This is a genomic window from Bacillus kwashiorkori, assembly GCF_001375515.1.
Taxonomy (GTDB): domain Bacteria; phylum Bacillota; class Bacilli; order Bacillales; family Caldibacillaceae; genus Bacillus_BK; species Bacillus_BK kwashiorkori.
The window spans coordinates 1-26,370 of record NZ_CTDX01000013.1 but is presented as its reverse complement, the minus strand read 5'-3'; the positions used below and the strand labels follow the sequence as shown (position 1 = coordinate 26,370).

At 34.6% G+C, this 26,370-nt stretch carries 22 protein-coding genes and 1 pseudogene; 15 read left to right on the top strand and 8 right to left on the bottom strand.

Annotation, left to right across the window (positions count from 1 at the left end; all coding sequences use genetic code 11):
* Nucleotides 1-314: 314 nt before the first annotated feature.
* Nucleotides 315-1,022, bottom strand: a complete 708-nt coding sequence (locus BN1242_RS04380; protein WP_062351866.1) for an NAD-dependent protein deacylase — start codon at nucleotides 1,020-1,022, stop codon at nucleotides 315-317.
* A gap of 395 nt (nucleotides 1,023-1,417) precedes the next feature.
* On the opposite strand from BN1242_RS04380, the gene BN1242_RS04375 reads away from it, so the two are divergent.
* From BN1242_RS04375 to BN1242_RS04365, 3 genes are all read left to right on the top strand, one after another.
* Nucleotides 1,418-2,746, top strand: coding sequence for a hemolysin family protein (locus tag BN1242_RS04375; protein WP_062351863.1), 1,329 nt, complete (start codon nucleotides 1,418-1,420; stop codon nucleotides 2,744-2,746).
* Nucleotides 2,747-3,149: 403 nt separating this feature from the next.
* The gene (locus BN1242_RS04370; RefSeq protein ID WP_238985080.1) at nucleotides 3,150-3,737 is read left to right on the top strand and encodes a sigma-70 family RNA polymerase sigma factor; all 588 of its coding nucleotides are present in this window, start codon (nucleotides 3,150-3,152) and stop codon (nucleotides 3,735-3,737) included.
* Nucleotides 3,738-3,900: 163 nt separating this feature from the next.
* Entirely contained in the window at nucleotides 3,901-5,049 is a 1,149-nt protein-coding gene (locus tag BN1242_RS04365; RefSeq protein ID WP_062351857.1) for a hypothetical protein, read from the top strand.
* Nucleotides 5,050-5,292: 243 nt separating this feature from the next.
* Here the strand turns inward: BN1242_RS04365 and BN1242_RS04360 are convergent, their stop codons facing one another.
* A complete protein-coding gene (locus tag BN1242_RS04360; protein WP_062351854.1) occupies nucleotides 5,293-6,831 on the bottom strand; it encodes a ClC family H(+)/Cl(-) exchange transporter in 1,539 nt (512 codons plus the stop codon).
* A gap of 346 nt (nucleotides 6,832-7,177) precedes the next feature.
* Between BN1242_RS04360 and BN1242_RS04355 the strand changes: the two genes are divergently transcribed.
* From BN1242_RS04355 to BN1242_RS04320, 8 genes and pseudogenes are all read left to right on the top strand, one after another.
* Nucleotides 7,178-7,744: a TetR/AcrR family transcriptional regulator gene (locus tag BN1242_RS04355; RefSeq protein WP_062351851.1), complete on the top strand. Its 567-nt coding sequence runs from the start codon at nucleotides 7,178-7,180 to the stop codon at nucleotides 7,742-7,744.
* Nucleotides 7,745-7,997: 253 nt separating this feature from the next.
* Nucleotides 7,998-10,391: a YhgE/Pip domain-containing protein gene (locus tag BN1242_RS04350; RefSeq protein WP_062351848.1), complete on the top strand. Its 2,394-nt coding sequence runs from the start codon at nucleotides 7,998-8,000 to the stop codon at nucleotides 10,389-10,391.
* A gap of 416 nt (nucleotides 10,392-10,807) precedes the next feature.
* A complete protein-coding gene (locus BN1242_RS04345) occupies nucleotides 10,808-11,089 on the top strand; it encodes a hypothetical protein (protein ID WP_062351845.1) in 282 nt (93 codons plus the stop codon).
* A 608-nt stretch (nucleotides 11,090-11,697) separates the two neighbouring features.
* On the top strand, nucleotides 11,698-11,877 hold the full coding sequence (locus tag BN1242_RS04340) for a hypothetical protein (protein WP_062351842.1): 180 nt from the start codon (nucleotides 11,698-11,700) through the stop codon (nucleotides 11,875-11,877).
* A gap of 410 nt (nucleotides 11,878-12,287) precedes the next feature.
* Nucleotides 12,288-12,482: pseudogene (locus BN1242_RS04335) on the top strand (zinc ribbon domain-containing protein); the annotation flags it as partial.
* Nucleotides 12,483-12,669: 187 nt separating this feature from the next.
* Nucleotides 12,670-13,011 (top strand): hypothetical protein, encoded by a 342-nt coding sequence (locus BN1242_RS04330; protein WP_062351836.1) that lies wholly within the window; start codon nucleotides 12,670-12,672, stop codon nucleotides 13,009-13,011.
* Between the two features lie 94 nt (nucleotides 13,012-13,105).
* Nucleotides 13,106-13,798 (top strand): ABC transporter ATP-binding protein, encoded by a 693-nt coding sequence (locus BN1242_RS04325; protein ID WP_062351833.1) that lies wholly within the window; start codon nucleotides 13,106-13,108, stop codon nucleotides 13,796-13,798.
* Complete coding sequence (locus BN1242_RS04320; protein ID WP_062351830.1) at nucleotides 13,795-16,431, top strand: ABC transporter permease; 2,637 nt, start codon at nucleotides 13,795-13,797, stop codon at nucleotides 16,429-16,431. Before BN1242_RS04325 ends, BN1242_RS04320 begins: the two co-directional genes overlap by 4 nt.
* A 122-nt stretch (nucleotides 16,432-16,553) precedes the next feature.
* On the opposite strand, the gene BN1242_RS04315 is transcribed toward BN1242_RS04320, so the two are convergent.
* Together BN1242_RS04315 and BN1242_RS04310 are read right to left on the bottom strand one after the other, a co-directional pair.
* Nucleotides 16,554-17,090 (bottom strand): endolytic transglycosylase MltG, encoded by a 537-nt coding sequence (locus BN1242_RS04315; protein WP_062351826.1) that lies wholly within the window; start codon nucleotides 17,088-17,090, stop codon nucleotides 16,554-16,556.
* Nucleotides 17,083-17,451, bottom strand: a complete 369-nt coding sequence (locus BN1242_RS04310) for a hypothetical protein (protein ID WP_238985079.1) — start codon at nucleotides 17,449-17,451, stop codon at nucleotides 17,083-17,085. The genes BN1242_RS04315 and BN1242_RS04310 overlap by 8 nt, the downstream gene beginning before the upstream one ends.
* Before the next feature lie 630 nt (nucleotides 17,452-18,081).
* On the opposite strand from BN1242_RS04310, the gene BN1242_RS04305 reads away from it, so the two are divergent.
* Entirely contained in the window at nucleotides 18,082-18,786 is a 705-nt protein-coding gene (locus BN1242_RS04305; protein WP_062351822.1) for a CPBP family intramembrane glutamic endopeptidase, read from the top strand.
* Nucleotides 18,787-18,965: 179 nt separating this feature from the next.
* Here BN1242_RS04305 and BN1242_RS04300 read toward each other — a convergent pair whose 3' ends face one another.
* From BN1242_RS04300 to BN1242_RS04285, 4 genes are all read right to left on the bottom strand, one after another.
* Complete coding sequence (locus BN1242_RS04300) at nucleotides 18,966-19,754, bottom strand: PepSY domain-containing protein (protein ID WP_062351819.1); 789 nt, start codon at nucleotides 19,752-19,754, stop codon at nucleotides 18,966-18,968.
* A 147-nt stretch (nucleotides 19,755-19,901) separates the two neighbouring features.
* The gene (locus tag BN1242_RS04295) at nucleotides 19,902-20,648 is read right to left on the bottom strand and encodes a PepSY domain-containing protein (RefSeq protein ID WP_062351816.1); all 747 of its coding nucleotides are present in this window, start codon (nucleotides 20,646-20,648) and stop codon (nucleotides 19,902-19,904) included.
* A 146-nt stretch (nucleotides 20,649-20,794) separates the two neighbouring features.
* Nucleotides 20,795-22,150 (bottom strand): sensor histidine kinase, encoded by a 1,356-nt coding sequence (locus tag BN1242_RS04290; protein ID WP_062351813.1) that lies wholly within the window; start codon nucleotides 22,148-22,150, stop codon nucleotides 20,795-20,797.
* Nucleotides 22,147-22,851 (bottom strand): response regulator transcription factor, encoded by a 705-nt coding sequence (locus BN1242_RS04285; protein ID WP_062351810.1) that lies wholly within the window; start codon nucleotides 22,849-22,851, stop codon nucleotides 22,147-22,149. Before BN1242_RS04285 ends, BN1242_RS04290 begins: the two co-directional genes overlap by 4 nt.
* A 534-nt stretch (nucleotides 22,852-23,385) precedes the next feature.
* On the opposite strand from BN1242_RS04285, the gene BN1242_RS04280 reads away from it, so the two are divergent.
* From BN1242_RS04280 to BN1242_RS04270, 3 genes are all read left to right on the top strand, one after another.
* The gene (locus BN1242_RS04280; RefSeq protein ID WP_062351807.1) at nucleotides 23,386-24,198 is read left to right on the top strand and encodes a ZIP family metal transporter; all 813 of its coding nucleotides are present in this window, start codon (nucleotides 23,386-23,388) and stop codon (nucleotides 24,196-24,198) included.
* Between the two features lie 293 nt (nucleotides 24,199-24,491).
* Complete coding sequence (locus BN1242_RS04275; RefSeq protein ID WP_062351804.1) at nucleotides 24,492-25,367, top strand: radical SAM/SPASM domain-containing protein; 876 nt, start codon at nucleotides 24,492-24,494, stop codon at nucleotides 25,365-25,367.
* 124 nt (nucleotides 25,368-25,491) lie between these two features.
* Nucleotides 25,492-26,196, top strand: a complete 705-nt coding sequence (locus BN1242_RS04270) for a copper homeostasis protein CutC (protein ID WP_062351801.1) — start codon at nucleotides 25,492-25,494, stop codon at nucleotides 26,194-26,196.
* The last annotated feature ends 174 nt before the right edge of the window (nucleotides 26,197-26,370 follow it).

The window sequence follows — 26,370 nt, the reverse complement described above, 5'->3', positions numbered from 1 at the left end:
TTTGTATAATAAATATGACTCATATCTATATAGAAGTTTTCTAACTGGCAAACATTGTTATTCTAATGAAGTAAAATAAACCATAATAATTGTAACAAACATTATTAGATTAAGATTAATGAGAGAGAAAGTCAATGGTAAAATTATATCAATATAATGTTTGATGAGGAAAATAGCAAAGGGTGAAAATCATGCAAACAGTGGAGACTAACTCCTTTCGAACAGAAGTGGAAAGCATCCATTAGAGTTGAAGATAATGGAAACGGTGGAGTTTTTTTCTCCACCGTTAATAAAAGTAGGATAATCTTGTTTCTTTAAACAAATACATTTAATTCTTCTAAAAGTTCGCCAATTGGTTTGTTATGAATGACTTCGTCGGCATAGTAATCGAAGTCAGTCGGCTCCATATTAACGATGACGAGTTTTGCCCCGTTTTGTTTCGCGATTAATGGAAATTGATTTGCTGGTGTTACTGTTAAGGAGGAGCCGAGAACAAGAAATAAATCCGCTTTATTAGTTTCTTCTAATGCTAATTGAAAGGCAAGCTCTGGAAGTAATTCACCAAATAATACAATGGAAGGTCGTAATACTCCGCCACATTCACAATAGTATGATTGATTTACATATTCTTCACTACTGTATTCCTTTCCACATTGTTGGCAATGTAATTTTTGTAAAGTACCGTGAAGTTCTGCCACCTTTTTACTACCAGCATTTTGATGGAAGCCATCCACGTTTTGAGTGATTATCGATTTTAAAATCCCCCGTTTTTCCCAATCCGCTAAAATATAGTGGCCTTTATGGGGTTTGTATTCCTTCACACCGAGTACTCTTTCTCGATAAAATTCTATAAATTCTTGGACGTTTTCATTTAATGCAGCCGTAGAAGCAATTTTACTAGGGTCTTTTTTCTTCCACAATCCTTTGTTAGAACGGAAGTCTGGCAAGCCACTTTCTGTAGACATTCCAGCACCAGTGAAGACGACGGTGTACTTCGATTCAAGTAACCAATCCTTTAACAATTAAATCCCCTCCATACTTGATTACCTTAGTTTATCTTTATTATTATTGTATCAAAGAAATTTGAAAAAGCATTTATATGTGTAGAGCGAATGTGCAAATATTAACAAATGTATTTGAAATTGATAGAAATTTTTAATATGATTATAACAATAGGATTTTTGTGACATTAGCGAGATGAATTTGTTAAATGAAAACGAGTTGGCTGGAAAAATGGCTAAGTTAAAGGTTAGTGTTGATTTTTTACGGTACGTACGAACTAGAGTAAGAACTAGGAGAAAATAGAGCGAAGAATAAGTGAAATAAGACTCTGTCGGAAGCTTTTCTTATGAAAAATTAAGTAACGGATATCAACATTTATGTTTAACAAAGCCGAAAAATATAGGAGGTTCGTACTGTGGCAGTCGCTATTATTACTTTAGTTATACTTATATTGTTAAATGCATTTTTTGCTGCATCAGAGATAGCACTTGTTGGATTGAATGATAATAAAATTAAAAAAATGGCAGATAATGGTGATAAAAAAGCAAAGCAGCTATACAATTTAATTTCGAAACCAAGTAGATTTTTAAGTACGATCCAAATTGGCATTACGCTAGCGGGGTTTTTAGCAAGTGCGTTTGCCGCAGATTTTTTTGCAGGTCCGTTAGCAAACTTTCTCCATAATATTGGTGTTCCATTAGCTATTAATGTATTAAATACTCTCTCTCTTATAACCGTAACATTGCTTCTATCTTATTTTACTTTAGTGTTTGGGGAACTAGTGCCGAAACAATTAGCCTTGCATAGAACGGAACAAATCGCCAATATTGCAGCTACCCCACTTACCTTGTTGTTTAAAATTTTTTATCCAGTAGTTAAATTTTTAACATTTTCTACCAATATGACCGTCCGTCTTTTTGGAGTTGATCCAAACGCCCAAAGTGAAGAAGCGACAGAGGAAGAAATTCGAATTTTAGTCGATGTCGGTGGAGAACGGGGGACGATTCAAGTATCGGAAAAACTAATGATCAACAATATTTTTGAGTTTAATGATAAAACTGCTTCAGATATATCCACACACCGGACGGAAATGTCTGTCATTCCAATTGATGCGAGTTTAGCAGATGTAGTTAGATTTGTTAATATTGATTTATTTACTCGTTATCCAGTATTTAAAGGCGATATTGATAATATTGTGGGAATTTTACATGTGAAAGATTTGTTAAAATTTCTAGATAGCGATACGAAAGAACCGTTTGATTTAAGAAAATTAATTAGAAAGCCATATTTTGTACTTGAAGCAAAAAAATTAGATGTATTATTTACAGAAATGCAACAAAATAATGTACATATCGCCATAGTGGTGGATGAGTATGGTGGAACAGAAGGGTTAGTGACCATTGAAGATGTCATTGAGGAAATCGTTGGTGAAATAACGAGTGAACTTGCTGGACCAGAGGAAGAAGAAATTAAGGAGATAGCGCCAAATCAATATATAGTCGATGGAATTAGCCATCTATATAAGTTAGAAGACTTTTTACATGTTCAGTTGCCTTCGGATGATTTTGACACATTGAACGGATTCTTGATTAATCAGTTAGGATATATTCCATCAAGCAATGAGCGACCAGTAGTTAATTATAAAAATTTACAGTTTGAAGTAATGGAAGTCGATGAAAACCGAATTGAAAAAGTCCTCGTAACGGTTATAGATAATGAAAAAAAAGCTAGTAATGAGGAGTAGAAGAAGGAAAGGAATCGATAGGAAATTAATATTTAGGCTATGTTATTGGATTATGATTTTTAGGCAGTTGTTGATTGTAGTGTAAGGCGGCGACTCCGGCGGGAACAGCATTAGCAAGAAATAACGAGACGGCGTAGCGTTGAAGCGGCTGAGGCCGTGCCCGCGGAAAGCGTCCGCTTAAAACGGAAATCAACACTTATCTTTTACATAGCCATATTTTGGCTGTTCCAAAAGTTAATTGGGACAGCCTATTTTTTTGTCTTTTTAAAAAAAGCATAGTTTTAATTTCTGTTGTTCTTTTTGAAACATTTCCGTGAATCGTATCGTCTTACTCATGAATCTTCCAAATGGATGGAACATTTCCGTTAGAAAATTGGAGATAAGCATGAAAGGGGGTAGTGGGTTGCCATTCTCTGATGTAATTAATCCAACAATAGCTAATGTTGAACAAGATATTTTGCAAATGGAAAAAATGGAAGCAATTGAAATGATTATGGATTTATACGGGGATGAAGTAAAGCGATTTGTTTTTACGTATGTAAAAAATATTGCTGATACGGAAGATGTCACCCAAGAAGTTTTAATTTTAGTTTATGAAAAGCTTCATACATTTAAAGGCAATTCAAAATTACGTAGTTGGCTTTTTGCGATTGCTGCTAACAAATGTAAAGATTATTTACGAAGTTGGCAAGGGAGAAACAAAAAGTTAACAGAAAAAATAAAAAACGCCTTTTCCTATCATGATAAATCAATGGAAACTCCAGAATCAGTGACATTGCGACATCAAGAAAATCAACAAGTATTTCAGAAAGTTTTACAACTGCCAGTAAAATATCGGGAAATTATTATTTTATATTATTTCCACGATTTAACGTTACTGGAGATTAGCAACTCGTTACAAATAAAACCAGGAACGGTACGAACGAGATTAGCACGTGGTCGGGAAAAGTTAAAGCAATGGTTAGCTGAAATTGAAGCAAGAGATGGATAAGAATTTGCTCACGATGAAAATAAGCAAGAAATTTTTATGAGGTAACCTTTCAAAAAAGTAAATGAAATCGAGTAACAATATTTGAAGTTTGTCCTGTTATCAATTGTAAAAGATGGAACGAATTGTCATATGATTCATTTGCATTAACAAAGGAGGGAGAAATTTGGAAAATCGATTGCAACAAACAAAAATGGATTATAAACAACAACCCGTTTTACATTTTTCTAGTCGCGAAAAGCAAAAGGTGTTAAGGAAAATTGAATATAACGACACAAGTGTGCGGAAAAAACATCTATTGCCAAGAGTAATGACAGTATCACTCATGTTCGTAATTACAATAATTGGGTTTACTTATTTAAATGAAAACTATTGGCATATGGCAATATTTAACCAAGGCAACAATGGAACATTGCCCCATGTGATAGATAAGAAAACTGAAAAGGAAAATTATTTTACCGTTATTCAAGAAAGTGAGGGTGAGTTTGTTACATTTGATCATGCAAATGTAAAATTTGGAGATAAAATTGGCGATTTTACTGTTACTAATACTCAAAAAGTTGGTCAACAAACAGTGATACAATTAGAAGGATTTGCTTCAATCCGTGGTGATTTATTTACCGATTATCAAAAGGTTTGGTATAAGCCTGCATCAATAGGTACGTTACCTATTGCGGAAGCAGATTTTGGGCGACCAATATTTTTTCAATTCGATGAAAGGTCAGTAAAGTCGTTGGCAAACAGTTTGCATTTCCAACTACTAGATATGAATAATGAACGTAGTGATGGAAATGTCAACACGGAATCATTTAAGGATTACTCGATTCGAATTAATAAAATTCAATATAAAATCTCAGAAAAAGGCTCAGAAATACAGTTTAGTATTTTAGATAAATTGGTAATCAATGATACGATTGAATTATCAGGACGATTACAATCCGTGTATAAAGAATATGCTAATACGTTGGATGAAACATTGTTAGCTGGTCTGCAGCCGTTTGAAGTATTTCAACTTTACATGCATAATATTTCTATAGGGGATCTGGAAACAGAATATGGCCTTTTATACAAAGAACATTACCCAGATAAAGAAACATATTTTTCCGATCCTCAGTGGAAACCGACAGAAACGATGATTGAAAATGGCCGACAGCTTTATCTCGAAATGAAAGAATTGGATCATTTTGTTATTCAACAGCTCGACGATGATGAAGTAGTAATATATTTTACAATGAATGGGGAAGAACGGCATTTTCGATTACTAAAAGATCAAACAACCGGAGTTTGGAAAATTCCGCTAGTCCCAATGCAATAGTAGCTGGCCGTCTATACCAAATCAAAAAGTCTTTAAAGGGTGCTTAGCCTGGATATCCAGGTTATAGCCCCTTTTTACTTGTAAGCAATAGCCATTTTAATAGTTTACACCTCGGTAACGGAAGCGTTGAAAAAGATAATTCGGATGAGGTAGAGCTAAATAGTCTTTATGAAATTATGGAGTTGACGAACAAGTTGTTAAGTGGAAACTTCTCTGAATATGGAATTCCCTAAAAAATTCATTCTATTTAGGAAGTGATAGTTTTTTCCGAATTGTACTTTCTAAGCCAGCATCTGCTGAAATATATAAAAAGTCTCCAGCTTGTATGATCGTATCACCATGAGGCGCGATTTCTTGCTCACCTTTCCTAACTAGAACTAATAAGGAATTGTTTGGCCAAGAAATATCTTTCACTTTCTTACCAACTAATGTCGAATTGGTCACTTTCACAGGATAGACAAAGGTTGTTAAATAGCTGCTCTTCTTATGTGTTGTTCTTCCTAAAAGGTTGTCTAATAATCCATCATATACCGGGATGGCTCCCATAAAATCAGCGGTAATGTAGGCGACAAGTGAAACGATGGCAATTGGCATTAATACATCTAAACTCCCTACCATTTCTGACACTAAAATAATACCGGTTAATGGTGCTTTACAAATGGCAGTGAAGTAACCAGCCATTGCATAGACGATAAAACAATTGACTAAATTAGAGTCAACTCTTAAGTAAGTAGTTAAAAAATTACCATAGATAGATCCTATACAAGCACCGAGAGTTAATAATGGTAAAAATATTCCACCAGGCAAGCCACTCCCATAAGAAATCATCGAAAAGCTAAAGCGAATGAGAAAAATAATGACTAACCACTGTAAGAGAAGCTGACTATTATTTAATATCGAAATAACTTCCGCTCCACCACCGAGTAAATCGGGGGAGAAAAAACCAAGGGGAATAACAAGTAGCAACGGAATCATTCCATATAAATGGCTTGGTAAAAATTGAATTTTCGCATACCATTTTGGCAATTGAAAAAGTATTTTTTGATAAAGTACACCAAAAACAGCAAGAATTACTCCTAAAATAATTAGCCATAAATAATTATTTAATGGGAACTTAGGTATATTCCCCAAATATAAGACAGGCGTCATACCAAAAATATTTAAGGAAACAAAATTTGACGTAATCGATGCAACAAAACAAGTTACTAATAAAGTGGAACTAAAATGATGATGAATTTCTTCTAAACCGAACAGTAGTCCGGCAACAGGGGCATTAAAGGCAGCAGATAAACCAGCGCCAGCACCACTTGTAATTAATATTTTTTCATCTGTAGAATCACCACCAGTACCTTGATTGACCGCTTGACCAACAGTAGCACCTAGTTGAATAGAAGGTCCTTCTCTGCCAAGAAAGGCCCCAGAACCAATAGATAAAACCCCACCTATAAATTTTCTCCACAACACGGACCACCAATGAAGCTCCATATCTCCTTGAATTTGTCCTTTTACTTGCGGAATCCCACTGCCTTTAATATTTTTTTCTCCATTGATAAGCCAACCTATAAATAAAGAACCAACAATGGTAAAAATTATCGCATACAGTAAGAAGACTGGATGTTCTTGTGTAAATGTGTAAAACAACTTCATTCCCGTTAACATTTTTTGGATGAGGAGCCGAAAAAGACTGACAACAAGTCCAGCAACGATTCCAACGAGTATTCCTTTGATTATGAAACTAATTCGTCGTCTTGGTGCTTTCCAAGAATATTGTTTTTTAAGCATAAACTCCAACTCCTGTAAAAACAATCTTATTTTCTTATCTATAGTATAACTTTCAAGATTCCTTGTGAAGTACTTCTCAATTATCACAGAGAAAAATTATCGAGACCATTCGTAACTAGATAACTTAACTGTTAAAAGGATATCCAACTAATCAAAAGTGAAAGTGGTACAGTTGAAATATCGATACTTAGACGAGTCTATTGCTCCCGCTAAACTCATTTTTCATCAAAGACTTATTTTTAAGAAAAAAACCATTTCTCCTTGACAATCATTTTTTTAAGTGTTAATGTAAATAACATACTAAATGACTAATTTGTTCAATTGGTCAAAAAGAGGTGGTGAGAAAATGGTGGTTGATAGAAAGACGCAAATTGTCGAAGCTGCAGAGAAATCATTTTCCATGTTTGGCTATAAAGCAACGACAATGGATCAAATTGCAAAACTTGCCAATGTAGGTAAAGGAACAATATACACTTTTTTTAAAAATAAAGAAGAACTGCTCCGTTTTATTATGACCAATTTAATTAAAGAGATGAAAGTAGCGGCAGAAGAGACTTTTGATGCAAAGCTTTCGTTTCATGAAAATGTTCATCGTGCCATTTATAAAATGTTAGAGTACCGTCTACAACACAAGTTAGCAATAAAGTTATTTGAAGAGGAAAAATTTGGAACACCAGAAGTTGTCGATGCACTAAAAGAGTTTGAAAATGCGATTGTCGGATTTATTAGAAAAATACTGGAAGAGGCGATTGCAAAAGGACATATTGTAAATTGTGATACGAAAATTACTGCATTCATTATTGTAAAAATATATGTGGCTCTTATTTTTGAATGGGAAAAAAATAATCCATCTCTTACGAAAGAGGAATTAGCCAATCTTCTAGATTTGTATATTTTTAAAGGGCTGTCATAAATAATCCAACAACTTTACTGTTTATTCATTTTAGTGGGATTGTCAAAAACTTGATAGTCCTATTATTTCACTACTAAATGACTAATTGACTAAAATGGTCAATATTCCACAAAGCTTCACACAAAAATTAAAGGGATAGTTGCTACTATATTATATGGACGCACTTTGACTGTTACATTGGCCGAAGAAAAAGGAAAGTCCATATTCATGGACTATTAAAAATTAAAATAGTTAGAAATAGGAGGAACAGAAGATGAATGGATTGAAATTGTTTGGCCAAGAAATTAGTCATATTTGGAAAGATAAAAAAATACTTATTCCAATTATCGCCATATTATTTATTCCACTAATATATTCAGGAATGTTTTTATGGTCATTTAAAGACCCTTATGCCAAAATGGATGAACTACCAGTTGCAGTTGTAAATAGTGATGAAGGGGCAATGATGGATGGTAAAATATTAACGATAGGGAAGAATTTAGTAGAAGATTTAAAGGAAAATAAGGCATTTGACTTTCGATTTGTTTCTGAAAAAAAAGCAAAACGTGGGTTAGAAGATTTAACGTATTATATGATAATTAAAATTCCAAATGATTTTTCCGAAAATGCGACTACTCTGTTAAAGGAACAGCCGAGTAAATTAACTTTAGAATATATTCCGAATGACAGTTACAACTTTTTAGCTAGTCAAATTGGGGAAACAGTGGTAAATAAAATTCAAGCATCTGTGCAAGCAGGAGTTTCCAAAGTTTATGCAGAAACGATGTTTAATACAGCAGTAGAAATGGCAGATGGCTTTCAAAGTTCAAGTACAGGTGCTAAAAAAATAAATAATGGGGCAAAAAAATTAACTGACGGTTCAGCGGAGTTGAAAACAAATTTAGAAATATTAGCTTCTAAAGCTGTTGAATTTGAAAAAGTGATACAAACAGCAAAAAGTGGAACAACTGATGTTGCCGATGGGGCAAAACAATTAGCAGTTAGTTTAGGACAACTAAATGAAGCAGGCAATCAGTTGAATAATGCCTCACAGTTTGTCCAAAAAGGTGTAGAAAATCTTACTGACGGAATTTCTACTACGCGAAATGGGATTGATAAGTTGAACAAAAACGCACCGCAACTTGTTGGCGGGATAGAACAACTTCAAAAAGGATTAACAGAATTTCAAACTCAATTACCGATGGAAATGGGACAAACAATTGGTGCGGGATTAGAAAAAAGTGCGGTTAAAATGAATGAAGGGTTAGATACCTTACAACAAAGCATTGTGGACGGTATCGAAAAGCAACTTGCACCAACCGTCATCAATGAACTGACAAAAACACAACAAGATATGTACAAGTTGCTAATGAATGAAAAACTATCCTCTGAACAAAAAATAGCTATGTTAAAATCACAACTGGAAAGCAGTAGTAGCAATCTCGAGAATATTAATACAGGCTTTAAACAAGTTATTAACAGTATTAATGCCGGCTTTGAAACATATCAATCAGAAGTTAATAAACAGATAACAAGTTCCACTGCTCATTTAACGGAAATGATTAAAAATGGAGTTGAACCGACATTTAACGAATTATATCAAGGTGTAACCAAAATTTACTTAGGACAAGTAGATTTACAGGATGGCATTAAACAATTGGCTGACGGATCTACAAAACTTGTGAATGGTGCCAATCAATTAATATCCGGACAGCAACAATATGTCGATAATATGAATGTTTTTACTGAAAAATTAAATGAGGCAAAAATTGGTGCAGAGCGTTTAATGGGAGGAAGTAGCGCGTTAGTTGGTGGAATGGACCAATTCGCCAATGCAACTACTCAATTAACTATGGGGACTGAAAAATTAGCGGTTGGTGCCGAGGAGTTAACTAATGGAATGAACGAACTTCAGGATGGTACAAATGAATTGAGTACGAAATTGAAAGAAGCGGCTGATGAGACTTATTCACTTCATCCTAATGAACAAACGTATGAAATGATGGCAAGTCCAGTTGAAATGCAGACTACCCATGTCAACGAAGTGCCAAATTACGGAACGGGATTTGCACCATACTTCATTTCGCTCGGTTTATTTGTTGGAGCATTGTTGCTTACAATCATATTCCCATTGGAAAAATCTGCCGGAAATCCGAAAAACGGACTTAGCTGGTTTTCAAGCAAATTTGCAGTTATGGCATTTGTTGGTGTTATTCAAGCAATCTTCACTGCATTAATCGTATTATACGCCATTAACATATCAGTCAAAAATGTTCCGTTATTCATTTTATTTACTATTATTACAAGCATAACGTTTATTGCGTTAATCCAGTTTCTCGTTACTTTTGGAAAAAATCCTGGTCGCTTCATAGCAATCTTGATCTTGATTTTACAATTAACAAGCAGTGCTGGTACATTCCCTTTAGAAGTAATACCAAAATTTATCCAATGGTTCAATCCAATATTGCCAATGACGTACAGTGTGCGCGGCTTGAAAGCAGTAATTTCTAGCGGAGACTACAGTTATATGTGGCAAAACGCAGGAATTCTCTTCATCTATCTAGGCATATCAATGGTGCTAACTTTGGGCTATTTTATGTTGAAATTTGAAACAGAACATAAATCGTCATACAGTGCAAATCAACAAAGAACCGCAGAAATAAATTAACGGATTTTCCAGAAAATTAATCTCTATTATATAAACAGTCTAGTAGAGGCTATTATATTATGTATTGCTGACTTTGATGCAATACGTGTCTCTGTCAACTATGCCTATTTGTTTCTTTAACAAATACGTCGTCATCGTGGTAAAAATATACAAGTCAGGAAAAAACTCTTCTAGTGTTATATAGCACGAATGATGCTTGCCATGATTGGACGTAATTCGCATTAGCCGAATCAAAAGAATGTCTAATTTGCAGCCAACAATAAAAAAGATGACGAAGGAGGTCTTTATAAATTTAATTAATGAAAAATGGGTCCTTACCTATTCATTTTTCAAAACTATGCATAAATTGCTATTGAGAATTTCGGATGAATGTCTATTTACACGAGATTCAATAGGAAAATGAGGAGGAAGTAGGAATGGATTATAATTTGAATTATGCCCAAACTTACGGAGGAGATGAGCGATTAATTGGCCGTCCATTCGGTTTTGGCTTCGGCAGACCATGGGGATTCGGGTTCGGCAGACCATGGGGATTCGGCTTCGGCAGGCCTTGGGGATTTGGTTTCGGCAGACCATGGGGATTCGGCTTCGGCGGCCCATTTGTCGGCGGAGTTTTAGGAGGATTATTAGGTAGCACGCTTGTTGCGCCTTTTGGTTACGGAGGGTTCCCTTATTACGGCAATCCGTACTTTTTCTAAAGTGAACTAAATCTTATCAATATTATTTTTTAATTTGATTATTTATTACTAGGAAAGACTGGACTATATCAACAATAAAAGAGTGAAATCGTGTTAAAGGTTTCACTCTTTTATTATCTTCAGCACTGTCTAACATATTCAGTTCCCTATTTAAAATAACATAGACAGGTAATACTTTACAAAAAAACACATAATTTTATGTTTAATATATTTATTCGTTTCGCTAAAATAATGGGATGATTTAATGTTGAATTTAGTAAAAGGGCGCATATAGGAATCAAATTATTAAAAATACATTTAGTGTTTTCAAATGCTAGATGTATTTTTTATTTGGGGCAACAATTGTTTGCTAGCACAATTTCGAAGCGAGCGATGGGGAAGACGTGCTTCTTGAATTTTCGACTTAAATCAACCAAAAAATACAACACCTAGCAGATAGATTAAATGTTATTTGCAAATATCAGGTTAAAGGACAACTAATTGTTTATGTTTCTTTTTTTGATAAATTATTAACTAGGTAGTTTTATTTCAATAATATTCCATCCATTTATTTGTGATGCTTGCAAAAGATAAAGGTGTAAGAAACAAGCTTATAGGAGGGATGTTTGATGGCGAAGCGCAAAGCAGAAGTGAATGCGGTGGAAAAGTATAGTAAGACTCCACATAAAAATGTGCAACAACAAGATTTTTCTGCAGAATTTGCAAATGAAGAAAATCCAATGAAAGGATTCAATCGCAATTCGAAGCAAGGAAAATCAAATAAGCATAATCAAAGACCATTAGAGTAAAGAGAAAAATTCTTTACAAGTGCCGGCTTCCTGTGGCGTTCCGCAATTCAACGTGATAATAGTATAACCAATGGGCTACACTAGCCGGCACTTATCGGTAGCTTTTGTGTAATATTATGGACCCCGTATACCGCTTCTGAAGAACCAACTTAATGACTCCAGCCCACTTGTTCAAAAAAATCCAACTCAATTTTTCCAAATAATAATTAGAAGGAACAAAATAATTTTGTGAATAGAATCACATAATTATTGTCAAACCATTTTATATTAAACAGATGTCAGACTAGAACATTTTTAAAAATTAGTGATTCATTAATTCGACATAATCGTCTAAATATATGAGAGGTTTTTAACGGATTTCCGAAAGAAGTCTCCCATCCTCAAGGAATGTGAAGGGCGATAACCCAATGGAACAAGGGAAACAACTTGTGAAAATAGATAAGTGGTTCCCCTCCACAAAGAAATGTTCCTGTTGTGGTGCAGAAAAACCGATGAAACTATTTGAACGCACCTATGAATGTTCTTGCGGTTACGTTGCAGATCGTGACTATAATTCAGCCATCAATATCAAAAATGAGGGATTACGCTTATTAGCGTTATCATAAGTAACAAAACTCTTGGAACAAGAGGGTTAGCTCGGTCAGTTTTCGTTGGCTAGTAAAAGCAACGATAAGTCGAGAAGCCCCACTTCAAGTAGACCGTAAGGTTAACTAAGTGGTGGGTAGTTCACTCTATGGGCGCATGCTGTTTCCAACAGCGATAATATTTTATAGATAGAAAGGTGGTGTAAGGATGAGGAAGGCAATGCAAATTTTGTTGCTAATGATGGCAGCAATTATTCTTACTTTTAGTTTGTCTGTAAGCAACACATCGGCTGCGACAATTACAGAATCTTCTAATAGTAGTATTCAAGCAACATCAAAATTTGTGGCAGTAACGGTCCAATATTCTATTAATACTACTCCGAAAAAAACATATTATTATAGTGATTCCCAAGGTTACAAAGGATATATACCACTGGACTATACGATTCAAGATCATAAAAATGGCATAACGATTGCCGTCTATGCTGGTAATGTATATTGTTCTAGTAATTGTCCTATTTTTAATGGAGATATCAATGATTATCAATGATCATTGAATAATAAAAAACTGAAAAATTAACCTCATAACTACCTAATTAATGTTATGAGGTTTTCCTTTAAATTACAATGAAGGAGGGGTGTGCATGATTTCTACTATTAAATGTCAAAATGTGACAAAACAATATGTAGGCGATGGAGTTATTACGAATGCAGTACAAAATATTTCAGTAGAATTTACTAAAGGTGAATTAACGGCAATTATCGGGCCTTCAGGTTCTGGTAAATCGACTTTATTAAGTCTTCTCGGCACATTAGATAGGCCAACAACTGGTAAAATTTTATATGATGGAGAAGAAATCGTTACAAAAAGGAAAAAGATGATTGCTGATTTTCGCTTTAATGAAATCGGCTTTATTTTCCAGCAATTTCATTTGCTACCGACATTAACCGCATTAGAAAATGTGCTTACTCCGGTATTTGCGAGAAAAGTAACATACGATAAAGAAAAACGGGCAAAGGAAGTACTACAACAGGTCGGTTTAGCGGATAAAATGAATGCTCTTCCTTCCCAACTATCAGGTGGACAACAACAACGGGTGGCAATCGCACGGGCAATTATTCATAAGCCAAGCTGGCTACTAGCAGATGAACCTACCGGAAACTTAGATACGGCAACAGGAGAAGTAATCTTTGACTTGTTAAGAGAATTAAATCGTGAAGAAGGATGTGGGATATTAATCGTAACCCATGATTCCAAACTAGCAGAAAAAGCAGACCACATCATTACTATGCGTGATGGACAAATTATGGAAGATACTAAAGGTGATGTTTCATGATCCGTTTTATTTGGAAAAACTGGTGGAGACGAAAAACAAAATTATTCATCCTTTTAATTGGAGTACTTATAATAAGTAGTGGTTTGTCATATTTGCTCGGGATTTCCAATATGAACAAACAGCAGGTGGAAAATGAGTTACAAAAACGGTGGAGGACTTCTTATGATATAGTTGTCCGTCCGGATGGAACCCGTAGTACCCCTGAAAAAGACGGACTATTGGATCCGAATTTTTTGAGCGGTATTGCAGGCGGAATTAGTTTGGAGCAGTATGAGCAAATTAAAGCGATTAATGATATTGAAGTAGCTGCCCCTATTTCTATGATTGGTTATGTGCTGTATTCCATTAATTTGGAACAGTTGCAACTGGATGAAGGAATTTATCGAATGGTTAAGGAGGAAGTTTCGAATAATGGAGTTCATGAACATGTAATATCGGAAACAAGTTATCATCCATCCGGTAATAAAGAAATTATGATGGATAAATTTCGAGAAAATCCAGAGTATTTTATCGGCTTTCCGTATGAACATGTAACTGCCTATCGCACTGTTTTACTGGCAGCAATTGATCCAGAACAGGAGGCAAAATTAGTTGGGCTAGATCAGGCGATAATTCCACAAGGTGAGGGACGCTATTTTAGTCAAGATGATTACAGTGAAAACATCCTTCTTTCCGATGAATCTGTAGAGCCGAAAGTGTTTTTGTCAACTTTTCCGATTATATTAAGCAATCATTCCTACACAGATCAGCAGGTGAATTATATTTTTGAAAAGTTAGATTTGCCTTTCGAACAAGATCAAGCGAGTGAAACGTTGCAAATGGTGGAAGAAAAAGGTGGCGAGAAATATTTAAACACATTGAAGGGCACTGTAGTGAAAAAATTTTCTTTTTCCGATAAACAAATTCATTCAGCATTGATAAATAGTATCGCTGGATATAATGTTGAAACGGGAGAACCGAATACTAGCAACCATTTAGAACGACTGGAAAATCGACTTTTTAGTCAGCCACAAGTTATCCGTTATCAGGAGCGACTAAGCCCTTTTCCAGAAAGATGGCCAAATGCGTATGAAGTTAAAACTTTTCCAATTGAAGGTACTTCACTTCATACGTTTCGAGTCAATAGTGATGAGAATCGGAAATATGTTTCAGAAAATATTAGACCATACTGGATTGGATTTTATGATCCAAGTAAATTGGCGATACAAAAGGATCCAAATAATGAGCTACCGTTAGAAACATATAGACCAGCAGAAGCAGCATTAGTGTTAGATAAAGAAAATCGCCCGGTGAATCCACAAAAAATGTTGCAACCAACGAATATAAATGACTCATTTATTTCGACTCCACCGAGCATGTTAACTACGTTGGAGGCAGCAGAAATGCTACTCGGAGACAAACCTATTTCAGCTATACGTGTGAAAGTCTTAGGAGTAGACAAAATGAGTGAAGCAAATCAACAAAAGTTGGAAAAAATTGCTGCAGAAATTGAAGAAAAGACGGGTCTCATTACGGATATTACTTTAGGTACATCTCCACAAGATACACTTATTCATGTTCCGGCAATTAATAATGAAGAAGCATTAGGCTGGATTCAGCAACCATGGATTAAAATTGGTTCATCAATTGCTCTATTGCAAGAAACACAAGTAGGTTTTGGCGGCTTAGTTATCAGTGTAATAATTGTCGCATTACTATATGTTTCTGCTACTAGTCTCGTAAGTTTACTAGCGAGACGAAAAGAATTTGCCGTGTTATTAGCAATAGGTTGGAGACCTAAGCAAATTAGCAAACTACTATTAATGGAATCTATGCTTTTAGGATTTTTAGCTATGCTCATCTCTTGGGCAATCTTAAGTTACATTCATATTGTTAATAAACAGAATATTCATTTTTTTGAAGTTTTAATTGTTGGTTTCATCGCTTTTATCATTTACTTTATTGGTGCAATTGTTCCTGCAATATTAGTTCGTAACATTTCACCACATGAAACAATGCGGAAGGGAGAAATTTCAAAGTTAGGTAGAAGGTTTGTCCGGACAAGAAGCGTAATATCTATGGCTTTTAATCATTTTCTTGGAAAATGGAGAAGGGGTTTGCTATCAGTTATAACAATTGCATTACCTACCAGTTTATTAGCAATATTTTTATACATTACGTTTCGAATGCAAGGGGTAATGTTTACGACGAGACTTGGTCAATATGTTGCTTTAGAAGTTGGGCCCGTACATTATACGGCGATAGGAGTTGCACTAGTAATGGCAATTTTAACGACAGCGCAAATCCTGTGGCAAAATATTGTGGAGCGAGAACAAGAAATTTCCTTATTGAAAGCATTAGGCTGGAAAAATAGTTCAGTTCGATCATTAATTTGGACAGAAGGAATGATTACTGGAATTTTTTCTGCAGCAGTCTCTGTTACAATTTCCTACGTTATCTTACAGTCTGGGGTTTTTGGCGAAATTCCAATGGAAGAAATGCGTTACGTGTTTGCAACAGGAATTATCCCAATTATTATTAGCCTTTTAGGTACGATATTACCAGGCGAAAAGGCAGTGAAAATTGCCCCTATCGCAGGTCTAAATGGGTTAAGTTTTGTGAAGACAATAAACACGAAAAGTGAAGGGTTATAAATAAATAGGAGTACAGTTATTTTTTAGAGATTTTTAATGTTCGTATTCAGTTTAGAAGTACGATATAAACAAAAAAATCGCGAATATCCCGTTTATTTAAGGATTTTCGCGATTTTTTCAACTTATTTTTCAAAGATTGTTTGAATAATTTCATTATAGCTCATAGTGCTATCCACTGTATATTTACCTAATTGTAAAGTTTTATCTAAACCACGCTTTTCAATCTCTTTAGAGAATTCAAAGGGGGTTTGTTTTATTAGTTTTTTATCATTGAGAATCTTTCCGATATCGTAACTAGTCATCCCACTTTTTACGGTAATGGTAACTTTCGTAACTTTATCCTCTTTCTCATCTTTTTCTACTACTTCCTCTTTCTTGTTACTCGTTTTATCTTCTTTAGTCACTGTTGCGACTTCCGCTTTTGCCTTAGCTAAATTTTGTTGGTATTCATCCTGTGTAAGTACAACATACCCTTTATTAAGAAGCTGATCTTTCATTTCCGTTTCTGATAAAGATTGTTTTTGCGCTTCTGTGCTGTTATAATTCGCGGCATTTGCGGTATTTGTATCATCATTATTAGATAAATAGACTATCCCAAAAATACTGGAAGATAAAAGTAATCCTGCTGCAAAGACAGTTAATTTGTCCATTTTAAACATTGGGCGAACTCCCTTCATTAATAAAAGGGGCTAAAAAGTTCTCAATTTCTTGCAAAGAAACTTCTTTTGCTTCCGCAATATTCTCGATAGAATAACCGCGTCTATATAAATCTAAAACATCCCGTTTTAATAGTTTCTCTTCGTTAGAAAGTTGTACTCCAGCTTCATTAATAATGATTTCATAATCCAATTCTAAGTTTTGAATGGATTGTTTCAATTGTTTTATTTCTTCTAGTAGAGAAATATGCGCGAGGTCAATTCTCTCTTCTGCTGCTTTTGATGTATATTGTGTTCTAATGACGGAGACTATTAATAATATTGCCGAAATGATAATTAAACTGCCAATAGTCCATTCTATCAAACTAAATTCCTCCTCTTATTTAAGAATAGACCCCCTATTACTTTTTAATTATACATGGTTTGGAAAATTAGTTAAGAGGTAAATGTAGTAAATAAGCCAAAAGTCATATAGTTTTAATCCAAAAATAATATATCGAAATGGTTTTGTAAAAGAGTGGAATAGGAGGAAAGAGGGAGATTTGTTTTACATTTTTTTCTGAATTATAGTGCCAAAGATATGTTGGAAATTAATTTCTTGAATAATTGTAAGTTACTGTCCAAAAAAGAAAAAATCACCAACGTTGATATATCAACGTTTTTAAATGTGAATAGGGCCAGCCAAAAGTCAATTGTAAACAGAGGAACACCTATTGCCCGAAGTAACAATACAATAGTAGAGAGTTAAGAACCTTATAATAAAAAATTATTGAAGTTTGAAACATAACAAAAAGTAATTCGTAGATTTATGTAATAATTTCTCTTTTTGGAAGAGGGAGTTTTTGTTAAAAACAACCACACCAAAAGAACACTGCGATATTTCTATCAAGATTTTTCCTGTTTTATTAATGCAATTCGGTGAAGATATGTGATCGTAGTTTATCCAATAACAGAAGAGAAACAGAGTCTAATATTATAAATAAGGAGAAGCACTATGATTATATTAAACTTAACTATACTATGTGCATTAATAATTGGAATAGATATTGTATTAAGGAAGTTATTCTATAGATATAAAAATCGAGAATCAATCATTCAATGGCTTGTTTACTTCTTCTTATTGGGATTTTTACTTGTGAGTGTATTATGGTTAGAGCGGGAGTTCTTTGGGATAGTTGTTCCTATTCCAATTAGCTTCAATTGGACGGGTTTCTTGCAAGCTGTCCTAATTATACTTTCCATTACCTTAATCTTGTTGGCTGTTATATTTGTAGAGCTATATGTCAGAAAGAAAAAGAATACACCACTGCCTGAAATGGAGTTTTCTAAACCAGAGGACGAGATGTTCAAAGGTAACTTAAAATATGTCGGTGCCTTTATTATTTCAGCTTGTGCAGGGATAGTTGAAGAGTTGGTTTTCCGCTACTATGTTTTAGGGAGAATCGAGTATGTAACTGATTCCACTTTTTTGGCGATTTGGGTTTCCTCCCTTTTTTTTGGTTTCATTCATATCCTTGATGGAGGCTGGAAGAGTGTTATTAGCACTGGGCTATTTGGTATCTTCTTTGGAGTAGTCTATGTAATTACAGGTAATCTGCTAATAGTAATAGTAATTCATGCATTATGGAATTTCATTAGTTTTACATTTCCATTTGGCAAAATGATAAATTTTATTAATAAAGTAGTGAATTATATATGACGAAATATTTCACGTTTCTTCCATTTCTATACACCTACATTGTAGAGCAAAATAAAAAATCTAAACTGGTAAGCAGAAGCGATACGCTTTTCTACTTACACAGTTTAGATTCCACTTTCTTTTATTTTTAGTAATTGTTCCACATTAAAGGTTTTTTGCTTAAATGGAGGGGAGCTTTATTAATCATCCCACTCATCGTCATCAGCATCATCCATGTCGAATTTAAGGATCTTTCCTGTTGTAGCATCCATCGTTATTTCGATTTCTTGTCCTTTAGCATTTACTAATTCCATATCATATTCGTATCGACCGTCATCCCATTCTTTTTCAATAGATTTCACTTTAGCCCCAGTTTTTGCTTCAGCGATATTTCTTGCTTCTTGAATCGAGATGTGTTTGGAAGTTTTTACATTGGAGACTAATTTTTCATCGTTATCATCATACTCTAATTCACTAATTTTACCTGTACGAGCATTTATTGTCATTTCAATTTCTTGACCTTTTTCATTCATTAACTCAATTTCGTATTCAATTTTGCCATCATCATAATCTTTTTCAATAGATTTCACTTTAGCCCCAGTTTTCTTTTCGGCTATTTTGATTGCTTGTTCTACAGAAATGATGCTAGATGATTTGTTGTTAGTCGTTACTATATCATCATCTATTTCTTTTTTTATTATTTCTCCAGATTTCGCATCAATTTTCATTTCTATTTCCTTATCCGACGTATTCACTTCTACTTCATATACTTGTTTATACATTTCATCGTCCAATTCCACACTATCAATTGTCCCTTGGACTTCATCCAATGCGATCTCTTTTGCCATTTCCGAGGAAATGATTGGTTGGGAGTTAACATTTTGTATAAATTCGCTTGTCTTTGGATTGTTTGAGCTTGCACCAACAACTAAAGCACCTCCTAGCACTGCAGCAGCAGTAATGATTCCAATGATAGTTTTTTTGCTCATTATAAAATTCCTCCTGTCATGTATTTTCAATGATAATCTTACATATGGAAAATGAGAGGATAGGGAGGAGAAGATTAAAAATTGATGAGAAAATAATAAAAAGAAGCCTAAAATAATAAATTGTATTATTCTAAGCTTCTGTGCAAATTAATCATCATCCCAAGTAACAGAGAGGATTTCTCCTGTCAAAGCATGAATTTGGATAATCACTTCTCGTTCGTCCAGTGTTTCCAGTTCTACTAAGTAGTATGATTTATTATTGTCTTTTTCTAAATCAATATCATCAATTTCCCCATTAATATAGTTCAAAGCGATGTTTGCTGCTTGCTTTTCTGTGATAATTTTACTTGGCTTATCTCTTTCTGTAAATTGGTCAATTATGTTCCCAGTTATTGCATCAATGGTAAATTTCGATACTCCATCTTTTTCCAGAACAATAATGAGATAATAAGGTGTGTTGTTGTTTTGTTTGAATATAATTGATTTAATTTTTCCGTTAGACATGCCTTTAACAATTTTTTCTACCGCATTTTTCGTTAAAATAGTAGGTTCATTCTCTTCATTTGTTTCCTGTTGAGTGGGAGTATTATTAGCTTGTTGGTCTTCTTTTTCCAGCAGTTCCATTTGTTTGATGGAGACAATTTCATTCGTATTTGTGTTTAAAATAACTTCGTATATCCCGCTATCCCTTTCTAATTCGATAATAAATTGGTCACTTTCAATATTAGAAGCTAACACTTCGCCACCGTATAGTTTCATAACACTATTAATCGCTGCTTCTTCAGAAAAAATGCTTTTTTCATCTGAAGGATCTAGCCATTGGAATACTAGAAAAATGATAATGACAGCAGCAATCAGTGTTGCAATTATTGGAATAGAGACAAATTTTTTCACCGTTACACCTCCAAGGCTTCATACATAGTCGTTCACCGCTTTTTCTAATTTTGGCATATAAAAATTAAAATACGATGAGAAAGTACATTTTTTTATAGAACAGTTAGGAGTCTAAAGAGTCGCGGCTGCTACTGTTCGAATTCTTTTTATAAGGCAGGAGTGTGTAAAAGTACCGTGATATTTGTTCCGATTCCGACCGTACTTTCTACTTGTATGTCTGCATTGATGGCGACAGCAATTTCTTTAGCTAGTGACAGTCCTAGTCCAGTGCCACCAGTTTTTCTCGTCCTAGCTTCGTCTACCCGATAAAACCGATCAAATATTTTTGGAATATCTTCTTTAGGGATTCCTACACCGCGGTCCATAATCGATATATACGGTTGATGATTTTTTAGTCCGACCTCTATATTAATTTTTTCTTGGCTATATTTAATAGCGTTTTCCATTAAAATGTACAATAATTGTTTGAATTTCTGTTCATCTGTTTCCACTTCAATATTTTCTAATATATTTAGTTGTATTTCTCGACGATACGAATTTTGGAGTGTATGTACAGTTTTGTGCAATACATCTGTTAAGGAAATAATCGTTAGTTCGATTTTCCAATTTTCATTGGCTTTTGCTAGCATGAGCAATTGTTCTGTCATCTCCCTCATACGGATAGCTTCCGAATGGATGGCTTCGACAGATTCTTGGAAAATAGCTTGGTCAGTGCTACCGCGCCGTTTTAAGAGACTTGCATAGCTCTCAATAACGGTTAATGGTGTTTTCAATTCATGGGATGCATTCCCGATAAATTGTTCCTGCTTTTTAAAATTCGCCTCTAACAAATCAATCATATGATTAAAAGTATCACCCATTTGATAAAGTTCTTGACTAGAATTCTTTTCTAATGAAATACGTTTGAATTTCCCGCTTTCTGTTATCTCTGACATCGTTTTTGTTAGGGAAGTTATTGGCTTTGTTATAATCGTACTTAATATCCTGCTTGATATAAATATCGGAATCATGATAATCAATGTTACAGAAAATAAAATTACCCTTAGCACTTTAATTTGCTCATATGGGGTTTGAATGCTTTTCATTACTTGCAAACTTGCCAAGTTTCCATCTTGTTGGATAATCGGAATGGAAAAGAAGTAATAATTTTCTTTGTCTACAATCATCGGCTCTTTTATTTCTTTATTGTAAAATACTTCTTTCACATTACGTAAAAAGTCTTTGTCAGCGGCTGTAACTGTAGTATCCGATTTATTCGTTGGCACAACTATTCGAATCATCCCGTCAACTGGGACGTAAGCTCTTAATAATTCATTGGAAGGAATTTCACCAAGAGATTCTGCCACTCCTGTAGCGATACTCATCATTTCCTGTTCCGTAGTAGCAATTTCTGATTGAACCATCAAATTTTTAAATAAAAAATAAATGGAGATGTTTATTAAAATAACGAGACTGATAAAGAAAACGGATGTATATAAGTTTATTTTATTTTTTAGTTTCATTTCGTCTCCTTTATGACGTAACCTACCCCACGGACAGTGTGAATTAGGGAAGGATGATTACTAGTATCGAGTTTTTTTCGTAAATATCGAATATAGACATCAACAACATTCGTATCACCGTAAAAATCAAAACCCCAAACAGCATCTAATATTTGTTCTCTCGTTAATACTTGTTGTTTATTTTTCAGTAAGTATAATAATAGATCAAATTCTCTTCGTGTTAAGTCAATGGATTGGTTATGAAGAAATACTTCGCGAGATTTTTCATTCATTTTTAAATTGGCCATCATTAACCAGTCTTCGTCTATTTCATTCTTTTCACTTGGAGAAATAGCATGAAGACGAAGATTGGCGCGAATTCTAGCTAGTAGTTCTTCAATTACAAACGGTTTTGTAATATAGTCATTTGCCCCAAGATCGAGTCCAGAAACTTTGTCTTCTACTGAGCTTTTTGCAGTAAGGAGAATGATTGGCGTGTATGGATCGTTAGAACGAATTCTTCTTAAAAGTTCAATGCCACTAATTCCTGGAAGCATGACATCTAGTAAAATTAAGTCCCATTGCTTGTTGCGATAAGCTTCAAGGGCCTCAATTCCATCCGCCGCTTTTCCTACTATATATCCTTCATATTCTAACTCTAGCTCCAGCAACCGTAATATTTTTTCTTCATCTTCTACAACTAAGATTGAATGTTTAGTCATTTTGTTCCCCCAAATGTGCGAATTTTTAAAAGTAAAATTACCGTTTGAAAAAACTATAGGAATGCAAATCCTATTAATAAAGTTATCAATTTACGTATCAATTTTGAATTGACTAACTCTGTTCCCCTAAGAATTGGAAAAGTAATCCCATTGATTTCTCCCTGATTCTGTAAAATCAGTGCTCCGTTGCTTCATTTATATTCATTATAAAGAGAAAGATTGGATTTTGCATTATCGCAAACTTCTTTAACTTATGTCAGCTAAAGTTTAGAGTGGGTGAATATTGATTGTTGGCCAATTGTAAGGATTCGCTTGGTAAAAACTAACTTGAAATATCTCTTATATGTTATAAGAAACATTTTGTTGAGAAAATCCCAATATAATGTTGCTGCTAAAAAGTGTTGTAAGAGACATTACGGAGAAATTGACATGGAATGGTGAATGATTTCCAATAAAAAGCAAACACTAGACGAAATGAAGAGAAAGTAATATCGTGTATATAGGAAGGTATTTTCCAAAAAAAGGGTGAGATGAATGGAATTTTTTAATAGCTTAAATCCGATTGTACAAGCATTAATTGCTTGTCTTTTTACTTATGTTATGACTGCGGCAGGGGCAGCTGTCGTATTTACAACGAAGAAAGTGAACCAAAGATTTTTAGATAGTATGCTAGGTTTTGCTGGTGGAGTAATGATTGCAGCAAGTTTTTGGTCATTATTGCAACCATCTATTGAAATGGCAGAAGAAACATCCACTCCGAGTTGGATACCAGCAGCGGTTGGCTTTTTACTCGGAGGATTTTTTCTTTGGGCTACCGATAAAGTATTGCCGCATCTGCATCCTAGTTTGCCGATAGAAGAAGCAGAAGGAATCCATCCACAAAAGAAAAAGCGGAGTACATTGTTAGTGCTTGCCATCACTTTACATAATATTCCTGAGGGATTAGCGGTAGGGGTTGCTTTTGGAGCTGTGGCATCCGGTTCACCTTCCGCATCATTGGCTGGTGCCATTGCACTGGCGCTTGGTATTGGCCTTCAAAATTTTCCTGAAGGGATCGCTGTGTCGTTACCGCTTCGTAGAGATGGGATGTCAGTAGGAAAAAGTTTTTTTTACGGTCAAATCTCAGGATTAGTGGAACCATTTGCAGCAATTGTGGGAGCGCTAGCGGTTACGTTTATAGAGCCAATTTTACCGTATGCGTTAAGTTTTGCAGCAGGTGCGATGATTTTTGTTGTTGCTGAAGAAGTTATTCCCGGATCACAAGAAAATGGCAATAAAGATCTAGCATCCATTAGTGTGATGATTGGGTTTGTAATTATGATGGTTCTAGATGTTGCTCTTGGTTAGGACGGTTAATTTCAATTTTTTCCTCTATTATTTGATTGATTACTTTGACGTATTATGTTCCTTAATAGAGTATTTAAGAGATGGGACTTAATTAAATAGTCAGGTGCCCTTTTCCCATTTCTATAGTAAGATGAAGTTCCTGTCGATTCGCTTAGTCACAAATAAATTTGAAACGGAAATCAACAGCAATATTTAACTTAGCCTTAATAAAAGCAACTATAATCTGCGCATATATAGGAGTAAAATGAGGATAAGAATGGGGTAAAGTTGCGTAAGACAAGGATGATGAATGATTGAAAAAGTTTAAAAAAGTATATGTAGAAATAACAAGTGTTTGTAATCTTTCTTGTAGTTTTTGTCCGCCAACAGAGCGAAAAGCAAGATTGATGAAAGTGGAAGAGTTTAGTCATATATTAGATCAAATTAAACCGCATACGAATTATATTTATCTTCATGTGAAAGGAGAGCCCTTGCTCCATCCAAAAATGGATGAGTTTCTTAAAATTAGCGAAGAAAAAGGCTTTAAAGTCAATATAACTACAAATGGAACATTAATAAATAAACGGGCTAATAAATTGCTAGATAAACAAGCGTTACGACAAATAAATTTTTCCTTGCATAGTTTTGATGGCAATGAAACGATGGAAAATCGGGATGAATATTTAACAAATATTATAAGTTTTGTTCGTGAAATTGAGGCAAGTGGAGTTATTGTTTCATTTCGACTATGGAATTTAGATAAAAATAATTTATCAAATGCAGAAAAACAACGAAATCGCAAAACATTGGAAATAATTGAAAGGGAATTCAACTTACCTTACCGAATGGAAGAAAAGGTTGTTCCAGGCGATGGAATAAAAATTGCGGATAATATTTACATTAATATGGATCATGAATTTGAATGGCCGAGTTTGTCTGCTCCAGAAGATGATGGAAAAGGCTTTTGTTATGGACTACGCAGTCAAGCTGGAGTATTAGTGGATGGGACGGTTATTCCTTGTTGCTTGGATGGTGAAGGAGTAATTAATTTAGGTAATATATATGAAAAGGAATTTTCCGAAATAGTAGAAGGAGAACGGGCAACGAATTTATATAATGGTTTTTCCCGAAGAGAGGCAGTGGAAGAATTGTGTAGAAAGTGCGGATTTCGGAAAAAGTTTGGTACGTAATGTTTTGTGTGTGGAATTAATAGAATTAAAAGTTTGGATGAAAATGATAATAATTTAACATGCTTAAGTTAGAAAAAGTATTCTGTTGATAAAAGGATTGTTTTTAAAAGGAGCGGATTAGACAATGCTACTAGAAGTAATTGCAACAAATGTCGAGGATGCGATTTTTGCCGAGAAGGGCGGGGCAGATCGTCTTGAATTATGTTCGGCATTGACAGAAGGCGGGTTAACTCCTAGCTTAGGATTAGTGGAAGCAGTCACGGATGCAGTAAAGATACCTGTTAATGTAATGGTTCGACCACATAGTCGCTCCTTCTGTTATTCTGATGATGATATAAAAGTAATGGTCAAAGATATCGAATACATTAGGAAAACAAAGGAAAACGGCATTGTTATAGGACCATTAACTAGTACTGGATTGATAGACGAAGAGAATTTAAAACGACTAATTCACGCAGCTGCAGGAATGGACATTACTTTCCACCGAGCATTTGATGAAGTATCTAATCAACTGGACGCACTCGGAACATTAATGAAATATCGTGATGTGAAACGCATTTTAACTGCAGGTGGGCAAAAGCCTGCACCTGAATCCGCTTCTCAATTAAAAAAACTAGTCAATTTTGCCGAAGCGTCTTCAGTAAAAATTTTAGCTGGATACGGAATTACGAAGGAAAGTTTGGCATCCTTCATCCCAGAAACTGGAGTGGAAGAAATCCATATCGGTTCAGCAGTTCGTTTTAACAATAGTTTCCAAGAACAATTAGATTGGCTAAAGGTACGGGAAATAAAGGATGAAATGGTAAAACATTCGATTGTAAGCAATTAATTTCTAGAAATATATTAGTTTTGACCTTGGTACATTATGTATGACTTTTTTTATCGGATTTCCGACAGAAGACTCCCACTTCAAGGAACGAGAAGGGCGTAGCCCAGTGAGTAAGTGGGAGATGAATGTCGGTAGGCGTTAGCCTAAGCTTGCTTTTTAAGATATTCTGCTACT

Bases quoted from the DNA above. Each gene is read 5' to 3' on its own strand.
- BN1242_RS04355 (WP_062351851.1), top strand. From the start codon at position 7,178: ATGGTGGTTGATAGAAAGACGCAAATTGTCGAAGCTGCAGAGAAATCA.
- BN1242_RS04350 (WP_062351848.1), top strand. From the start codon at position 7,998: ATGAATGGATTGAAATTGTTTGGCCAAGAAATTAGTCATATTTGGAAA.
- BN1242_RS04315 (WP_062351826.1), bottom strand. From the start codon at position 17,090: ATGTTTAAAATGGACAAATTAACTGTCTTTGCAGCAGGATTACTTTTA.
- BN1242_RS04360 (WP_062351854.1), bottom strand. From the start codon at position 6,831: ATGCTTAAAAAACAATATTCTTGGAAAGCACCAAGACGACGAATTAGT.
- BN1242_RS04340 (WP_062351842.1), top strand. From the start codon at position 11,698: ATGGCGAAGCGCAAAGCAGAAGTGAATGCGGTGGAAAAGTATAGTAAG.
- BN1242_RS04320 (WP_062351830.1), top strand. From the start codon at position 13,795: ATGATCCGTTTTATTTGGAAAAACTGGTGGAGACGAAAAACAAAATTA.
- BN1242_RS04345 (WP_062351845.1), top strand. From the start codon at position 10,808: ATGGATTATAATTTGAATTATGCCCAAACTTACGGAGGAGATGAGCGA.
- BN1242_RS04285 (WP_062351810.1), bottom strand. From the start codon at position 22,851: ATGACTAAACATTCAATCTTAGTTGTAGAAGATGAAGAAAAAATATTA.
- BN1242_RS04300 (WP_062351819.1), bottom strand. From the start codon at position 19,754: ATGAGCAAAAAAACTATCATTGGAATCATTACTGCTGCTGCAGTGCTA.
- BN1242_RS04290 (WP_062351813.1), bottom strand. From the start codon at position 22,150: ATGAAACTAAAAAATAAAATAAACTTATATACATCCGTTTTCTTTATC.
- BN1242_RS04280 (WP_062351807.1), top strand. From the start codon at position 23,386: ATGGAATTTTTTAATAGCTTAAATCCGATTGTACAAGCATTAATTGCT.
- BN1242_RS04305 (WP_062351822.1), top strand. From the start codon at position 18,082: ATGATTATATTAAACTTAACTATACTATGTGCATTAATAATTGGAATA.
- BN1242_RS04325 (WP_062351833.1), top strand. From the start codon at position 13,106: ATGATTTCTACTATTAAATGTCAAAATGTGACAAAACAATATGTAGGC.
- BN1242_RS04330 (WP_062351836.1), top strand. From the start codon at position 12,670: ATGAGGAAGGCAATGCAAATTTTGTTGCTAATGATGGCAGCAATTATT.
- BN1242_RS04270 (WP_062351801.1), top strand. From the start codon at position 25,492: ATGCTACTAGAAGTAATTGCAACAAATGTCGAGGATGCGATTTTTGCC.